The sequence below is a fragment of the Pseudoalteromonas sp. SG44-1 genome, assembly GCF_014164315.1.
Classification (GTDB): Bacteria; Pseudomonadota; Gammaproteobacteria; order Enterobacterales; family Alteromonadaceae; genus Pseudoalteromonas; species Pseudoalteromonas rhizosphaerae.
The window spans coordinates 15,394-31,835 of the sequence record NZ_JACJEW010000029.1 but is presented as its reverse complement, the minus strand read 5'-3'; the positions used below and the strand labels follow the sequence as shown (position 1 = coordinate 31,835).

13 protein-coding genes are annotated in these 16,442 nt (G+C 40.3%); 7 read left to right on the top strand and 6 right to left on the bottom strand.

The annotated features are described in order from the left end of the window. Nucleotides 1-99: 99 nt before the first annotated feature. From H5187_RS14170 to H5187_RS14155, 4 genes are all read right to left on the bottom strand, one after another. A complete protein-coding gene (locus tag H5187_RS14170) occupies nucleotides 100-2,994 on the bottom strand; it encodes a ligand-binding sensor domain-containing diguanylate cyclase (protein WP_182718434.1) in 2,895 nt (964 codons plus the stop codon). A 174-nt stretch (nucleotides 2,995-3,168) separates the two neighbouring features. Next, on the bottom strand, nucleotides 3,169-3,804 hold the full coding sequence (locus tag H5187_RS14165; protein WP_182718435.1) for a CatA-like O-acetyltransferase: 636 nt from the start codon (nucleotides 3,802-3,804) through the stop codon (nucleotides 3,169-3,171). A 93-nt stretch (nucleotides 3,805-3,897) separates the two neighbouring features. Beyond that, on the bottom strand, nucleotides 3,898-4,938 hold the full coding sequence (locus tag H5187_RS14160) for a Glu/Leu/Phe/Val dehydrogenase (RefSeq protein ID WP_149982840.1): 1,041 nt from the start codon (nucleotides 4,936-4,938) through the stop codon (nucleotides 3,898-3,900). A 401-nt stretch (nucleotides 4,939-5,339) separates the two neighbouring features. After that, nucleotides 5,340-6,866 carry a fumarate hydratase gene (locus H5187_RS14155; RefSeq protein WP_145241038.1) on the bottom strand — a complete coding sequence of 509 codons (1,527 nt, stop codon included), beginning with the start codon at nucleotides 6,864-6,866 and terminating at the stop codon, nucleotides 5,340-5,342. A 165-nt stretch (nucleotides 6,867-7,031) separates the two neighbouring features. Between H5187_RS14155 and pabB the strand changes: the two genes are divergently transcribed. The 3 genes from pabB to H5187_RS14140 all read left to right on the top strand — a co-directional run bounded on the left by pabB (nucleotide 7,032) and on the right by H5187_RS14140 (nucleotide 10,453). Beyond that, a complete protein-coding gene (pabB, locus tag H5187_RS14150; RefSeq protein ID WP_182718437.1) occupies nucleotides 7,032-8,378 on the top strand; it encodes an aminodeoxychorismate synthase component I in 1,347 nt (448 codons plus the stop codon). Nucleotides 8,379-8,383: 5 nt separating this feature from the next. Next, entirely contained in the window at nucleotides 8,384-8,977 is a 594-nt protein-coding gene (locus tag H5187_RS14145) for a CoA pyrophosphatase (RefSeq protein WP_310737087.1), read from the top strand. 99 nt (nucleotides 8,978-9,076) lie between these two features. Beyond that, nucleotides 9,077-10,453, top strand: coding sequence for an L-serine ammonia-lyase (locus H5187_RS14140; RefSeq protein ID WP_145241045.1), 1,377 nt, complete (start codon nucleotides 9,077-9,079; stop codon nucleotides 10,451-10,453). Nucleotides 10,454-10,512: 59 nt separating this feature from the next. On the opposite strand, the gene cysB is transcribed toward H5187_RS14140, so the two are convergent. Further along, on the bottom strand, nucleotides 10,513-11,490 hold the full coding sequence (cysB, locus tag H5187_RS14135; protein ID WP_145241047.1) for an HTH-type transcriptional regulator CysB: 978 nt from the start codon (nucleotides 11,488-11,490) through the stop codon (nucleotides 10,513-10,515). Between the two features lie 317 nt (nucleotides 11,491-11,807). Between cysB and H5187_RS14130 the strand changes: the two genes are divergently transcribed. After that, nucleotides 11,808-12,566, top strand: coding sequence for a hypothetical protein (locus H5187_RS14130; RefSeq protein ID WP_149982843.1), 759 nt, complete (start codon nucleotides 11,808-11,810; stop codon nucleotides 12,564-12,566). A 22-nt stretch (nucleotides 12,567-12,588) separates the two neighbouring features. Here the strand turns inward: H5187_RS14130 and H5187_RS14125 are convergent, their stop codons facing one another. Beyond that, nucleotides 12,589-13,881: an NCS2 family permease gene (locus tag H5187_RS14125; RefSeq protein ID WP_182718438.1), complete on the bottom strand. Its 1,293-nt coding sequence runs from the start codon at nucleotides 13,879-13,881 to the stop codon at nucleotides 12,589-12,591. A gap of 127 nt (nucleotides 13,882-14,008) precedes the next feature. On the opposite strand from H5187_RS14125, the gene H5187_RS14120 reads away from it, so the two are divergent. The 3 genes from H5187_RS14120 to H5187_RS14110 all read left to right on the top strand — a co-directional run bounded on the left by H5187_RS14120 (nucleotide 14,009) and on the right by H5187_RS14110 (nucleotide 15,642). Beyond that, the gene (locus H5187_RS14120; RefSeq protein ID WP_149982845.1) at nucleotides 14,009-14,464 is read left to right on the top strand and encodes a sel1 repeat family protein; all 456 of its coding nucleotides are present in this window, start codon (nucleotides 14,009-14,011) and stop codon (nucleotides 14,462-14,464) included. Between the two features lie 223 nt (nucleotides 14,465-14,687). Further along, on the top strand, nucleotides 14,688-15,122 hold the full coding sequence (locus H5187_RS14115) for a SulA-like leucine-rich domain-containing protein (protein WP_149982846.1): 435 nt from the start codon (nucleotides 14,688-14,690) through the stop codon (nucleotides 15,120-15,122). A gap of 40 nt (nucleotides 15,123-15,162) precedes the next feature. Then, on the top strand, nucleotides 15,163-15,642 hold the full coding sequence (locus H5187_RS14110) for a YchJ family protein (protein ID WP_149982847.1): 480 nt from the start codon (nucleotides 15,163-15,165) through the stop codon (nucleotides 15,640-15,642). Nucleotides 15,643-16,442 lie beyond the last annotated feature (800 nt).

The window sequence follows — 16,442 nt, the reverse complement described above, 5'->3', positions numbered from 1 at the left end:
GCAATAAGTAAAGTTAAAGTATTCATAGTAAGTAATTTAACTACGAAGGATAACAGTCAAAGAATTTTTTAATAACCTTTTCACTTCACATTTTAATCTTTATATTTTATTTATTTCGACTCGATTTCGCCCATTACTTTTTGCTTGATAAAGCGCTTGGTCAGCTTGCGCCAGTAACCTGTCATAGTCATTAACTGCCAATGAATCTGCGACTCCAAAACTAACCGTTACCGATAACCCGCTAGCTATGTTTGAAAAATCGTAGTTTGCAATTTGCACACGTAATTCTTCACATAATTGAGCGGCTTGTTGCGCGGTTTTATGAGGGAATAGTAATGTAAATTCTTCACCTCCCCAGCGAGCAACTTGACTATCATCACTCTCATTGAGCTCTCCTAGTATATGAGCAACTACGCAAATTACACGGTCGCCAACAATATGTGACCACCCGTCATTAATTCGCTTAAAATGATCAATATCCATAATCGCAATAGCCAGAGGTGAATCATGTTGCTTAAAGTCAGCAAAATTATCCGCGAGCCAACAATCAAAGGCACGACGATTTGGCAAATCAGTTAGTTGATCATGGGTTGCTTGATGAGCAAAGGCATCTGTTTGTTGTTGTAGATCATTAGTTTGTTGCTCAACCCGCTTGATCAGCTCGATTTCTATTTTTTTATAATGATAAAGTCGGTATCTATAAAGCCCGTAGACCAATGCTAATAAACCGATAAAAACCATGATCTTAAAAGTAGTTTTTTGCCAGAAATATGACTGGATCACAAACGTTAAGGTTTTATCATTATCTTGCCATTGCCCATTAGGGTAGCCAGAACGTACTTTGAACGTGTACTTGCCCGGTGGTAAGTTAGTATATTCTGTAATACTGAGTTGATTACGGTTAACCCACACATTGTTATAGCCAGCCAATTGGGTCTGATAATTCAATCGATGGGGCATAATAAAACTTAAGCCCGCATAATGAAAAGAGAGCCGCGAAACACCCAGCGGTAAAATGATTTCCTCATCTTGCTGCACTAAGGGGGTCATTTTGCCATCTACATACATGGCCTCAATAATTGTCGGTAATGTCTTCTTAGTAGCTTGCTTTAATCGTTCAGGGACGATAGTACTTGCCCCTTGCGCTGTAGCAATCCAAATACTGCCATCTTTATGCAACACCGCAGCAGGATTAGACCCGCCATTAGCCTGGGCGCTAAGCATGCCGTCTCCTTCATCATATAGCTGATACTGGATTGGCAACGCATTATTTTGTGCTAACTGGGCGAGTCGCTGTTTGACTTGCTGTTGATTAACTTGGATCACACCGCGATTACTAGATAACCAAAACGAATCTCCCTGTGCCACAACTTGAAACAACTTATCAACTGGCAAGCCTTGTTCACGCCCAAGAATACTCATCTCTCCGGTTGGGATATGACACCGGACAAGACCACGGTCTGTCGCCATCCAGATATATTCAGACTCAGCATAAAAACCAAAAGCATATGCAGCATCAAAATGGGCTGGAAATACTTTAGCCGTAAACTTTTCTAAACTTGGGCTAAAAAATGCGACCCCAACGCCGGTTCCAATCCATACATTGCCATAATTGTCTTCGCTAAGGGCTATAATAAAATCACCAGGTAAACCATCTACACTTGAAAACTGCTTCAGTGATCCATCCACATCTATTCGTGTCAATCCTGCTGCGGTTCCTACCCATAAGCGCCCTGCACTATCAAATAATAACGCCCTGACCTCATTGCTGGCTAAGCCATTTTTACGATCTAGAACAGGATAAGCTTTACCATTGATAATCCTCATCAAACCTGAGGTATAAGTCCCTAGCCAAATATGTCCTTGCGCATCCTCAGCTAAACTTAAAACCGATAACGAATCATTCCCATAAGCAGCAGGGAATGTGTTTACTTTATTATCTTCAATACGGTTTAAACCTAGGCTGCCGCCTACCCATAAGCTACCATCTGAATGGGACAGCACGGTGCGAACATAGTCCCCTGTTAAACCGCGTTTTGTGGTCCAAGTTGAAAAAGCAGCTTCACGCAATCGGTACAAACCGCCATTTGTGCCAACCCAAATACTATTTTCACGATCTTGTAATAGCGATAAAATCCGATTGGCTGGTAAACCAGCGTCAGCATCAAGTTGTTCAAGTCCTAACGGGCTTAATCGAAACACCCCTTTATTGATCGTACCAAACCAAAGATCATCATGATCATCTTGTAAAATACTTGAGATAGCCTCATCTTTAAGCTGAGCATGAATACTGACAAAACGGTTGTTCACCTGCTTCCATGCGCCTTGTTCACTGCCTACAATGAGTTCACCTTGGCGGGTCAAATACAAGGTGTATATTGGACTTTGTGGTAAACCTGAATCGGGAGTAATTAATCGCGCTGTTTTATTATTAATTTGATACAAGCCTTTGCTGGTTGCAGCCCAAATCATACCGGCTTTGTCTTCTATTAGGCGATAAGCACTGAAGTTTTCTAAAATCGCCGTGTCCGGCGCACTATCAAACTCTCGATATACAACACCTTGGCCCTCAAGAGCTAACCAAGTTTCATCGGAAGGTGTTTTTAATACATGATTTACCATCGCAGTGGCATTAGGCTTAGCGTGCCATTGCCCTTGATATAAATGACTGATCCCACCTCGGGCACCCACGATATATAAACCGCCATCAGCTTGTGGGGCTAAACTACGTAAACCAGAATCTGGTAAACCAGTTATTTCCGTGCGTGTAAATAGTTTAAACTCACGGCCATTAAATCGGGCTAATCCTTCCCATGTGGCAATCCATATATAGCCATCATTTGTTTGCACCACACTATTGATACTATTGTGAGGCAAACCAGAACGGGTATTCCAAGTTTCGGCAAAGTAGTCATTAAGAGGTAAACGGGTTTGCTCAGCAGCAAAGCTGCTAAAAACAACAAAAAAGAAAAAGCAAAGACCTAAACGAATCATTATACTAAACGCCTTCGTAATTATGGCGAGCTAACAACTTAGCATTAACGCAAATTAAATAGATAATGATTTACTAGTAGTTAATTATCATTATATTTTTTGTATAGGAATTATACTAACATAGTCTGAGTTTTATTTTCATTAACTAAATAACACAATTCGTTTACGACTACGCTAAGCACACAGAGCGTCTATGCTTTGCTGCAGCTGGTCAATAAACTTCGCTACATGTAAACCATCCATCAATGCATGGTGCACATCTATTGAGATAGGCAATGTCCCCTTTTGCGCATCAAACTGTCCAAACACTAATTTAGGAATGCCGAAATGATTACCTTGTGTATGTGCGTGAGAGAAGCTTGTAAAGTTCAACCACGGTAAAACCGAAATATGGATCAAATCAGTCTGACCTTCGGTTTGCGCAAAAGCAGTTGAGAATAATGGCTGTTGCTTTGCAGCTAAGCTAACTTTATTTGCATGCACTTGAAAGTCGTTAAACGTAGCTTGTTGTGAAAAATAGCTAAACCTAAAGGTATCATCATCAGCAAGCTCTACAACACTGGCACGTTGAGCAGCTAGTTGCCAAGGTACACCGTCAATGATCCTCAGTAACATTGGTTGATAAGCATTGCTTGCCTGCAATGTCGCATAGATATAGGCATGAAAAAAAGAGCATTGCTGTGATTTACAATACCGATACAGCGCCCCCATATCTAATTGTACACATACATTAAAGTAGGGTTGCGTAAACTCTTTAAACAGTGAGAAATGTTGTTGGCGTGGCCATGTGGCTAAATCGATGGGCGTCATATCTTTAGAAACTATATAGGTCAGGATGACCGTATCGTGAGGGATTTACTGAATAATGTAAAGGCGTGCAATTGCACGCCTATAACGCGTTTATTATAAACCGTTTTTGATGATCTCTTGTGCGAGTTCGTCTGCGATCAAATGCGTTGATTTTTGCTCTTTCTCACTACGCGAAAAAATTTCAGTTAAGGTTTTGAAAATCCCCTCAACATGTTTATTTGATGCCTCAGCACTGTAACCTTCTGGCGCTGTTTCATAATAAACATTAATAATACCACCTGCGTTAATCACATAATCTGGTGCGTATAAAATACCTTTTTCACGAATGATCTCACCGTGGCGAGACTCGGCTAATTGGTTATTTGCACAACCAGCAATAATTGTCGCCTTAATGCGTGGAATAGTCGCATCATTTACTGTTGCACCAAGTGCACACGGTGCATATACATCGACATCAAGGTCGTATATTTCATCAATGCCTACAGCAGTCGCTGCAAAATCATTCACGACTCGATCAATTGCCACTTGGTTGATATCAGTTACAAACAAGATCGCACCCGCGTCATGCAAATGTTTACATAAGCCATAAGCAACAGCGCCTAAGCCTTGTACTGCCACTTTAATGCCACTCAAGTCTTGGTGACCACGTTGATGTTGTAACGCCGCTTTAATTCCTAAAAATGTGCCATACGCTGTAAATGGTGATGGGTTACCACTTTTACCTTCAAGGCCTAATACATAGTTAGTTTCTTTATTCATAATAGCCACATCATCACAGGTGATGTTTACATCTTCAGCAGAATAGTAACTACCATTTAAGCGCTCTAATTGGCGACCAAATGCACGGAATAACTGTTCAGACTTAATTTCTTTGGCATTACCAATGATCACAGATTTACCACCACCAAATGGTAAACGTGCTACCGCATTTTTGTAGGTCATACCCTTTGATAAACGAAGCGCATCGACAACAGCGTCGTCATCACTTGCGTAATCCCACATTCTGCAACCACCAACAGCAGGACCTAAATTAGTATTATGAACGGCAATAATTGCACGAAGGCCTGATTCTTTATCTGAACAAAAAACCACTTGTTCGTGGTTATCAAAATCAACTCGATTGAACACAGCCACTTTATCTTACTCCGAAATTTGTAACCCGTGAGAGGGTATGCACGCTGAAATTGCCGAGACTCTACCACTTCATATTACAGCTTGCCACTATATGAGATGATAAAACCTATCAATATCAGGCGCTGTAATAAATAAGCTAATTTATCGCAATTTTAAACATTTTAAATTCAAAAAAAGTTACTTTTTAGAATAGCTAATTAACTTAACTAAAAATATAGCATGATAACGTTTACGTGAACGTCAATTTGAATATTATTGTAAAGTTTAAATTACAAGGCAATAAACAGCAACAAGAGAGTAATGATGGGTGTTTGCGGGAGATTAGGTGGTTTACATCCAACTGGTCAGAGCTGATAAGCGGTATCTGAGAAGACTCAAATACCGCATAATAAAGCGAATACTTATTTTAACTTAGCGTCTAACTCTGCAATTTTAGCTTTCCAAATTGCTGGGCCTTGGGTATGCGCATTTGCGCCTTCACTATCCACTGCGACAGTGACTGGCATATCTTCTACTTCAAATTCATAGATAGCTTCCATACCTAAATCTTCAAATGCCACTACACGGGCTTTTTTGATTGCTTTAGATACTAAGTAAGCTGCTCCACCTACGGCCATCAAATACACAGATTTATTGTTTTTGATAGACTCAACTGTTGCAGGGCCACGTTCCGCTTTACCAATCATGCCAATTATGCCAGTTTTTTCTAGCATCATGTCAGTGAATTTATCCATCCGAGTTGCTGTTGTAGGACCTGCAGGGCCCACTGCTTCATCACGTACCGCGTCAACTGGGCCAACGTAGTAAATAAACTTATTGTCAAAATCAACACCTGCTGGTAACCCTTCACCAGAATTGATCATATCTTGCAGACGTTTATGCGCTGCATCACGACCAGTTAATATAGTCCCTGACAGTAATACTGTTTCGCCCATTTTCCATTCATGCGTATCTTCTTTAGTTAGCGTATTTAAGTCAACACGACGCGTACCCTCACCCACTTCAAATGTGACTTCTGGCCAATCTTCAAGTTTTGGCGCTTTTAAGTTTGCAGGACCTGAACCATCTAATGTGAAATGTACATGGCGAGTCGCCGCACAATTTGGGATCATAACCACAGGTTTTGAGGCCGCATGAGTCGGTGCGGTTTTTATTTTCACATCAACCACTGTTGTTAAACCGCCAAGGCCTTGTGCGCCAATACCGAGCTTATTTGCGCGCTCAAATATTTCTAAACGAAGTTTCTCTTCGGTGGTTTCTGCGCCACGTTCCATAAGCTCATGGATATCAACTGGATCCATAAGTGATTCTTTTGCCATTACTGCGGCTTTTTCTGCCGTTCCACCAATACCTATACCTAGCATGCCTGGTGGACACCAACCAGCGCCCATGGTCGGCAAGGTCTTTTCGACCCATTCAGCCACATCATCAGATGGATTTAGCATCACCATTTTACTTTTATTTTCAGAGCCGCCGCCTTTTGCTGCCACCATAACTTCAACATTGCCGCCTGCCACTAAATCAATGTGCACGACCGAAGGCGTATTATCTTTGGTGTTTTTACGGCTACCTGCAGGATCTGCAACAATAGATGCACGCAATGGATTATCTGGATTCAAATAAGCACGACGCGTCCCTTCGTCAACCATTTGCTGTACGGTTAAATCTGTTTTGTCCCACTTAACATCCATACCTACTTTCACAAAACAGGTAATAATACCTGTGTCTTGGCACAAAGGACGTTTGCCTTCTGCCGACATCCGCGAGTTAATTAAAATCTGCGCAATGGCATCTTTTGCCGCTTTACTTTGTTCTTTGTTATAGGCTTTTTCGAGCGCTTGAACAAAATCAAGTGGATGATAAAACGAAATATACTGCAATGCATCTTCAATGCTATCAATAAAGTCTTGCTGACGAATTGTACTCATAGGGGTTCCTTAAATTACCTTTACGTGAGAACACGTAAACTAGGCCAAACCAGTGACGGTGGTTTGTACAGCGCTTAGGCAACGTCACTAAACGCTGCCAAAAAATTATAACTTATGATACCCTCCTAGCCCGTTTCGAGCCAGTTCTTCAGGGTAAAAAAATAGATGATAAAGCAACAAAAAACCTGTATTCAATTAGACATTTCGCTCAACTGCCTAGAGGTTTTCGCCTATTTTGCCCATTTACCTTATGCCGTGCTGCTGGATTCAGCCAACAGCGACCATATAAATAGTCGTTACGATCTGATTGCTATTGCGCCAAAAATGCGCCTCGAAGTTAAAAATAACCACACGTTTATTGATGACAAGGCAACTGAACAAGATTGTTTTAGCATTATTAAAGCACAGCTAAATACTCTAGATAGCAGTAAAACTCAGCCTAACCTACCTTTTAGTGGCGGCTGGCTCGGGTATTTTGGTTACGACCTTGGCCGAGTCATTGAAAAACTTCCCAGCCAAGCTATCGATGATATCGATATGCCACAACTAGCTATTGGTCTCTATCTGGATGCACTTATCTATGATAAAAAGCTGCACAGTTGGTTTTATGTCGCACAGCCTGATGTTGATAGATCAGCAATGTATCTACAGGAGTTAGCTCACGCCTCTCCAATTACCTCGCCATTTGAAATCACCCGAGGCTGGTCATCAAATATGAGCCGCGCACAATACAGCGCTAAGTTTGCAAGAATTCAGGGGTATTTAAAAAGTGGCGATTGTTATCAAATTAACTTAGCACAGCGTTTTACAGCACAGTATCAAGGCTCACCGTGGCATGCTTATTGTACTTTGCGCGAAGCTAACAAAGCACCATTTTCAAGTTTTATTAATCATCCTGATGGCGCTATTTTATCTATTTCTCCTGAGCGCTTTATTGCCATTAATGATAATCAGGTTGAAACCAAGCCAATCAAAGGAACGCTGCCACGGTGTCTTGATAAAAAAGAAGATGCGTTACAAGCAACTCGATTACAAAATTCAGCGAAAGATCGCGCTGAGAATGTGATGATTGTTGATTTACTGCGCAACGACTTAGGTAAAGTTGCCAAACCTGGTACCGTGCAAGTCCCGTCACTCTTTGCGATTGAAAGTTTTCCTGCAGTACACCACTTAGTCAGTACCGTGACAGCAAAGTTAGCTGACGATAAAACTGCGGTTGATCAGTTGTATGCTGCTTTTCCGGGAGGGTCAATAACCGGTGCACCCAAAATTCGTGCGATGGAAATCATTGAAGAATTAGAACCGCATCGGCGCAGTATTTACTGTGGTTCAATCGGTTATTTAAGCGCTTGTGGCAATATGGATACCAGTATTACCATCCGAACTTTAGTGTGTCACAAACAACATATTTATTGTTGGGCTGGCGGCGGCATTGTTGCTGATTCACAAGTGGATTTGGAATACCAAGAAACTTACGATAAAGTAAATAAAATCTTACCTTTATTGAAGTAACCTGTGTGAATAGCAAACAGCTTATGGCTCGTTTTCAGCTAACTGCGCCTGCCAATGAGTATATACAGCCAGCTGATAAGAGACATTTTAAACAACGTCCCCAACGAGCCAGTGCCGTTATGTTACCACTGATTGATATAGATAACAGCGCGCACATATTACTATGCAAACGCCCGATGTTCTTAAATCACCACCCTGGGGAAATTTGCTTACCCGGTGGTAAGCATGAGTTGAGCGATGCAAACTTACGCCATACTGCACTGCGTGAACTTAGTGAAGAGCTAAATATCGCCCCATCAAATGTCACTGTCATCGGTCAATTAAGCGATTATTCTACTCTTACCGGCTTTACGATTACACCGTTTGTTGGTGTATTAGCCCCAGATACACATTGGCATGCAGACCAAAATGAAGTGGCCGCCAGTTTTTTGCTGCCCGTCAGCGCACTCGCTGATGTAAACAATTGGCAACCCTTACCTTTTCATCGCTTTGGCAAAACGATTACTTTACAAGGTTTTTCAACTCCTTACGGACTACTTTGGGGAGCTACTGCTAGCATTATTAAAAACTTTACAAAACAGCTTGCCATACCAGTATAAATCTCAATTGCAAAGGGTTACAAGGGTACAATTACGCGTTATTATGTGCGACCGTTCAAAGGCAGCAATCGTGCTGAGTAAAAGTAGAGTAAAGTTATTATGATCAGTGCATTCGATATGTTTAGTATTGGCATTGGCCCGTCATCATCACACACCGTCGGCCCAATGCGCGCATCGCGTTTATTTGTTAACGAACTACAACAACAAAACTTGTTAACCGATGTCACCAGCATTAAAGTTGAGCTATATGGCTCATTGGGACAAACAGGTATCGGCCATGGTTCAGGCAAAGCAGTTATCCTCGGACTTGCGGGTTATGATCCGGAAACCATTGATGCCGATTTAGTAGACGATATTCTCGCTAAAATTGAAAATGAACAAGTGATCCACTTAAATCAAGTGCATCAAGCAAAGTTTCCAAAACAAGGAGCGATTGTATTCCACCGTCGTAAAACTTTGCCAAAACACTCAAATGCAATGGAGATCATTGCTTTTAAAGGCGACGAAAAACTCCATAGTAAAGTTTACTATTCAATTGGTGGCGGTTTTATTGTTACCGATGAAGAATTTGAAAACGAAAAACAAGCTGCGCTCACTGTCCGTGAAGAAAATCCAGCCCCCTTTCCATTTGGCAGTGCCAAAGAATTATTAGAAATGTGTAAGGAGTCAGGCTATAGCGTATCAAGCTTGATGATGAAAAATGAAAAAACCTTACGCACAGAAGATGAAATAAAAGATGAACTATTCAATATTTGGCAAGTAATGAAAGCCTGTATTGAACGCGGTATGCGCACCGAAGGAATTTTACCTGGTGGTTTGAAAGTTAAACGTCGCGCCCCTAGCCTGTACTTAAAGCTCAATATTGAAGTCAGCAATGACCCCCTACGCGCAATGGACTGGGTGGATTTGTTTGCCCTTGCTGTTAATGAAGAAAACGCTGCAGGTGGCCGTGTAGTTACAGCCCCAACTAATGGCGCAGCAGGTATTTTACCTGCGGTATTAATGTACTACCACACATTCATTAAAGAAATAGACCGCGATATTGCAACTCGTTATTTATTAACTGCCGCTGCAATTGGCATCCTGTATAAAAAGAATGCCTCAATTTCAGGTGCTGAAGTTGGTTGCCAAGGCGAAGTTGGCGTCGCATGTTCAATGGCTGCTGGTGCACTGACTGAAATTGTCGGTGGCAGTGTATTACAAGTAGAAAATGCCGCTGAAATTGGCATGGAGCATAACTTAGGGTTAACCTGCGACCCTGTCGGTGGATTAGTACAAGTGCCGTGTATTGAACGTAATGCGATGGGAGCTATCAAAGCAATTAATGCATCGCGTTTGGCTATTCGTGGCAGTGGCGAGCAAAAAGTATCATTGGATAAAGTTATTAAAACCATGCTTGATACTGGTAACGATATGAAAACTAAATATAAAGAAACCGCTCGCGGTGGCTTAGCTGTAAATATAATTGAGTGTTAAGTTTTATAGTCATTAAAAAAGCCGCAATATGCGGCTTTTTTGTTTTCAAAAGATTAAAGTCACTTAACCGGTAACTCTATATCTTCAAACAGCTTATCTACGTCATCTTGATTACGTAGTAAACTCGCTCGCTCAACCCGCTCTTTGGTCAAATGTGGTGCAAAACGCTCTATAAAATCATACATATACGTACGTAAAAAGCTGCCTTTTCTAAAGCCAATTTTAGTGGTGCTGGCTTCAAATAAATGGCTTGCATCAATACACACTAAATCGGTATCTGCAATTTGATCAATCGCCATTGATGCTACAACACCCACACCTAAACCTAAGCGTACATAGGTTTTAATCACATCGGCGTCAGTTGCTGTAAATACAATGTGTGGTTCAAGTCCCTGCGCATTAAATGCTTTATCAAGTTCTGAACGGCCAGTAAAACCAAATACATAAGTAATAAGTGGATACTGGGCAATATCGGCAACGGTCAGCGACTCTGCTTTTTTAGCTAGTGGATGGTCTTTTGCCACCACAATACTGCGATTCCAGTGATAGCAAGGTAACATTACTAAATCAGAGTATAAATGCAGTGCTTCAGTGGCAATTGCAAAATCAGCATCGCCTCGAGCAGCAGCATCAGAAATTTGCTGCGGCGTACCTTGGTGCATGTGCAATGACACCGCAGGGTACTTTTTCATAAATCCTTGGATCACACTTGGCAGTGCATACCGTGCTTGGGTATGTGTGGTGGCAATATTCAACTTACCTTGATCAGGTAATGTATGCTCATTTGCAACCGCCTTAATACCCTCTACTTTAGAAAGGATCTCACGGGAAATATTAATTATTTCAGTGCCCGCGCTGGTAACGTGGGTTAAGTGTTTTCCACTTCGCCCAAAAATCTGCACGCCCAACTCATCTTCCAACATACGTACTTGCTTAGAAATACCTGGCTGTGAGGTAAACAAACTTTCAGCGGTTGCTGAAACATTAAGTTTATGATTTTGGACTTCGACGATGTATCTGAGTTGTTGTAATTTCATGGCTGCATTTTTTAGTGTAGTTATACTGCTTATTTATAAATGCTACATCGCGTCAAGCCAAGTTTTTTCTGATTAACAATAGAAAAAGGCTGTCTGGAATCGTATTTATAAGGTTATTTGCTTAGGCTAGCATAATCCCTCGTCTTGAGGTAGCCATCTTTTGAGCTGACGCGCAAAATGAAAAAATATCATACGCAGATAGTAATAAATGATGAGAAAGTGAATTCTTTTTTACATAAGCCGCGCAAAACTATCCCGTTAGCATATATTTAATGTAAGATTAAAATTATTAGCTTGTGAAATTTGAGACCTAAACCATGATCGTTTCTATTATTATTATGTTGATTGTTGCACTGATTGTCATTGCCCTCTGGGTCAGTGCGGTACAACAGCATAAAGAGAAACAAGAAACAGAACGCCGTAAAGACTTAACCAAACAAAAAAAAATCATTGAAGAATCAGAAGATGTTCTAGTAAATAGCGCCAACATACCTATGTCAGAACATATTTTACGTATTCTGCAACGGCGTATTCATGATGCGTTAGCAGCAATGGTGCAGCTATCTCCTAATTCAAAAGAGTTAAAGAATCGCTTAAAAGAAGCCAATGAACGTTTAGGGAACTCAATCGACACCGCTAACTCAGAAAACTTAGTGTTACCCGATAACGACAAGCAATTAATAGCACTTATTCAAGGTATCAAGAAAGTACGTGCAGTGCTTCGCTCAGAGCATGGTAAAGGAAAAGTAGACAGCCAAATTTTTATTGCTGAAGACAAGCGCTTAGAAAAGCTCCAATTACGAATTAATATTGAAAGCCAGATTAAACGAGGTATCTCAGCGCGCTCTGCGAATATGGTCGGTTCTGCACGCCAATACTTTGAAAAAGCGTACGCAACTGTATCAGCAGTAGCTTATAGCGACGATTATATAACTACAAAACGCCAAGAACTCGAAGGTTATTTAGAAGCAATAAGCACCGACCTTAAAGCCTCCAATGCAACTGCACTGAAGAAAAAAGCAGAGCAAGAACAAGATGATTTAGACGTGCTTTTTGCACCAAAGAAAAAGTGGTAAACCACTTTTTCTTTGTATTAACTTAGGATAAAAACGCAAATTTTATCACAAACATCGCTGTCAATATCCACACACTGATGCTTACTTGTTCTCGTTTACCACACAATACTTTAACAGCTGTATAAGAAATAAAGCCCAGTGCAATGCCATGAGCAATGGAGAATGTTAGCGGCGTCATCAGTAATACCACACTCACTGGAATGGCATCTGTCATATCATCCCAATTTACAAACTTGAGGTTTTGTAGCATTAGCACCGACACGTATAAAATAGCTCCCGCAGTTGCATAAGCTGGCACCATTTTCGCCAAAGGTGCAAAAAACATCATCAATAAAAAGCACATTCCTACAACCACAGCTGTAAGTCCTGTTCTGCCACCCACAGACACCCCTGCAACTGACTCTATATATGAGGTTGTGGTCGAAGTGCCCAATACTGAACCGGCAATGGTTGCGGCACTATCAGCACTTAATGCTCGTCCTAAACGTGGCATATTACCTTTTTCGTCCGCTAAGCCTGCTTTTTGAGTTACCGCAACTAAAGTGCCTGATGTATCAAATAAATCAACGAACAACAATGCAAAAATGACGCTAAGCATTGACAACTCAAATGCCGCTGAAAAATCAAGTTGCATAAAAGTAGGCGCAATTGAAGGTGGCATAGATATCACGCCTTGATACTCTACCAAACCCAGACTTAGCGCGATCACAGTTACTAATAAAATACTGATCAAAACACCGCTTTTAAAATCACGATAAAGTAGCGCTGCAATAACAAAAAAGCTAAAAATAGCCAACAATGGACCGGCAGCCGTTATATCACCCAGCTGCACTAATGTTGCAGGGCTGGCCACAATGATCCCGGCATTTTTAAGCGCAATTAACGCTAAGAACGCTCCAATTCCTGTTGCAATGGCTTGCTTTAACACCAATGGAATAGCATTAATTATCCACTCCCTGACTTTGAACAAACTCAGGAACAAGAAAATACAGCCCGACATAAACACAGCCCCTAATGCTGCTTGCCAGGTATAGCCCATACCTAATACAACACCATAAGTAAAGAAGGCATTAAGCCCCATACCAGGAGCCAAAGCTAACGGATAATTTGCCCAAAAGCCCATGATAAAGCAGCCAATAGCGGCAGCAATACAAGTTGCCACAAACGCAGCACCTTGATCCATACCAGCTTCAGCCAACATAGCAGGGTTGACAAACACAATATAAACCATAGTAATAAAGGTAGTGAGACCAGCAATACATTCGCGGCGCACAGTCGAGTTGTGGTCGCTAATTTTAAATAACGCGTCGAGCATAAGTGAGTTTCATTTTAGATGACAATAATTGCGTGATTTTATCATATATTTCAAGAATAACAGGACAATTAACCTGATATTAGACTAAACTGAGCAGGTAAATGACAACAATAATATGTGTGGCACTATGACAGATACCTCGCCAATTGGCTTAGATTTAGAACAACAGTTAGAAAACGTATTATCGTTTATCACCCAACCGAGCAAAGCCCCACACAGTGCGGTTAAAGCTGATACTCCTGATAACACTGTTAATAAAGCCCTGTATTATTTAAAAAATGATCAACCTCCTCTCGCAGCTAAATGGATGCGCTTAGCTGCAATGTCAGGTAATCAGCGAGCCCAATTTTATCTCGGATTATTTTTTATCAAAGGCCAAGGCGTACCTACTAGTGTTTTTCATGGCGCGGTATGGCTAAGTTTAGCCAGTAGCCAAGGCTATGAGCCTGCAGCAACTGCCTTAACTGATTTACGTAAACATCTAACCACCCGCCGCTTTAAAGATGCCCAGTGTTATGCAGCAACACTGTATGAGCAAATACACCAACAGCAGTTTGCTCACCTGATCCCCAACTCACCTTGAAAAGGGACTAATCTACCCTTTTCATTAAAATCAATTGCCACCTCAATGTAACTAAGTAATATATTGTTTTATAAAAATTATTTTATTTTATGCACATTTCCAAAGCTGATGGTATCAAATAAATATAAAAATCGTTCAAAAAGATAGCAAAAAACACTTGCACACAAACACTGTATAAACTACTGTATATGAGTACTGTATAAACAACCAGTGAGTGAAACTTATGTTACAGCCAATTACCGTCAGAACAGTTAAAAGCTATCAACAAGATAATTTAAGCGCATCAGTAAATTTGATTCAGATAGAAGATGAGATCTCTGCAACTTTTGAACTTCTAAAGGTGTTACACCATTACAATAATAAAAACGCATGGACGTTACTGATTGCACCGGATCACGTACCAAGTAAAGCTTTACTCGATTCATGTTCTATTGATACCAGTAAACTATTAGTGATCAGGCAAAAGCATCTGGTTAATTTAGAGTATGTACTAAATTCTGCACTACATAACGGTAACTTTGCAGCGGTGATCACCTGGACAGACATTGTGAGAGACAATCAAATAGCTAACCTGTCATTAAAGTTAGATCAAGCCAGTGCAAAACTATACTGTTTTACTAAAACCCAACAAGCTACAGAGATAGCATTAGCACAATAAGCTGTTAAAATGCCGTTTTTTAATAAAGCGTATTTTAATTATGACCTCACTCACTGACAGTCTTTGCTTATGTGGCAGCGAACAAAGCTATAGCGATTGCTGTGAAAAATTGCATTTAGGCAATATACAAGCAACAAGCCCAGAGCAACTAATGCGCTCTCGCTTTGTTGCTTATGCCTTAAAAAATGCTAAGTATATTTACCAAACTTATGCACAAGAAAAACAAGCAGCAAACCCACTCAGAGAAATTGCCGATTTTGCTAATAGTTGCCGCTTTATAAAATTAGCCGTGATCAGTGCAGATCAGCAAGAGTACACTGGTTGTGTTGAATTTTGTGTTAGCTATTTTTATCAAAACTTGTTTTGCCAACTGCATGAAAAATCAAGCTTCATAAAAGAAGATGGCCAGTGGCGTTATCTCGATGGTGAGATCTTCCCTGTTGCAGATATAAAAATTAGCCGCAATGATGAATGCCCGTGTGGTAGTGGTAAAAAATATAAAAAATGCCACAGCGTGTAACACTTTCTTAGAGTATAGTTTTTACCGTAAGTATTTATAAATAATCATAAATTCAAAAAACTCGCAAGCCAATGTGGTCTGTCTAAGTGCGATTAACTCTTTGTTGCTTAACCTAAATTTTGGTTCATGTGTTTTCTAACGCATTGATTTAAAGCACTAATATTACTTTTACTCTCCAGCCAAAATTTTCAGGGAAAATAAGGCGAATTTACGCGTCAATAGCATGCCTATTACAAATAAATTCAACGCAGTTAACATTGAAAAATAGCCGCTGGAGATAGATTTATTATCCGAAGCTCAGATTACTTCCGCCAGTAGAATAACGCGGTAGCAGTAGCGAGCCCACTAGGTTAAAAACCTCTTGTCACGATTAAATCACTCCTAGATTAAACAAATTTTAATTCTGAAAGGTCAACATACTCTAGTACTTCACAACAACACCTATAAACAACTAACTCATCCATAAAGCATATCAATATTGCGTTAGAACCAGCCCCGTAACATGCAAATATCTAGTCATATCAAAAAACAATAAAGGAACAAATGTTAACTAAATTTCAAGTATCAAAAAACACTATAATAAAAACTAGAAAATAAATCGTTATTATTTTTATATTTTTTTAAATAATTAAAACAAAACCTAACCCATTAATTTTAATTAAATATATTTATTTAAAACGCATAAAAACAAAACTAAATGATGAAATTAAAACTAATCAATCAGTAATTAGCATTGCAGAAAGTCATTTTTAGCGCAATAATGCCACCGGTAGCACTGCAGTACAAGCATAAACAGGACT

What these genes read in the sequence shown, in the direction of transcription:
- pabB (WP_182718437.1), top strand. Translation starts at nt 7,032, where the DNA reads ATGATAAAGCAACAAAAAACCTGTATTCAATTAGACATTTCGCTCAAC.
- H5187_RS14130 (WP_149982843.1), top strand. Translation starts at nt 11,808, where the DNA reads ATGATCGTTTCTATTATTATTATGTTGATTGTTGCACTGATTGTCATT.
- H5187_RS14140 (WP_145241045.1), top strand. Translation starts at nt 9,077, where the DNA reads ATGATCAGTGCATTCGATATGTTTAGTATTGGCATTGGCCCGTCATCA.
- H5187_RS14110 (WP_149982847.1), top strand. Translation starts at nt 15,163, where the DNA reads ATGACCTCACTCACTGACAGTCTTTGCTTATGTGGCAGCGAACAAAGC.
- H5187_RS14115 (WP_149982846.1), top strand. Translation starts at nt 14,688, where the DNA reads ATGTTACAGCCAATTACCGTCAGAACAGTTAAAAGCTATCAACAAGAT.
- cysB (WP_145241047.1), bottom strand. Translation starts at nt 11,490, where the DNA reads ATGAAATTACAACAACTCAGATACATCGTCGAAGTCCAAAATCATAAA.
- H5187_RS14170 (WP_182718434.1), bottom strand. Translation starts at nt 2,994, where the DNA reads ATGATTCGTTTAGGTCTTTGCTTTTTCTTTTTTGTTGTTTTTAGCAGC.
- H5187_RS14125 (WP_182718438.1), bottom strand. Translation starts at nt 13,881, where the DNA reads ATGCTCGACGCGTTATTTAAAATTAGCGACCACAACTCGACTGTGCGC.
- H5187_RS14165 (WP_182718435.1), bottom strand. Translation starts at nt 3,804, where the DNA reads ATGACGCCCATCGATTTAGCCACATGGCCACGCCAACAACATTTCTCA.
- H5187_RS14120 (WP_149982845.1), top strand. Translation starts at nt 14,009, where the DNA reads ATGACAGATACCTCGCCAATTGGCTTAGATTTAGAACAACAGTTAGAA.
- H5187_RS14155 (WP_145241038.1), bottom strand. Translation starts at nt 6,866, where the DNA reads ATGAGTACAATTCGTCAGCAAGACTTTATTGATAGCATTGAAGATGCA.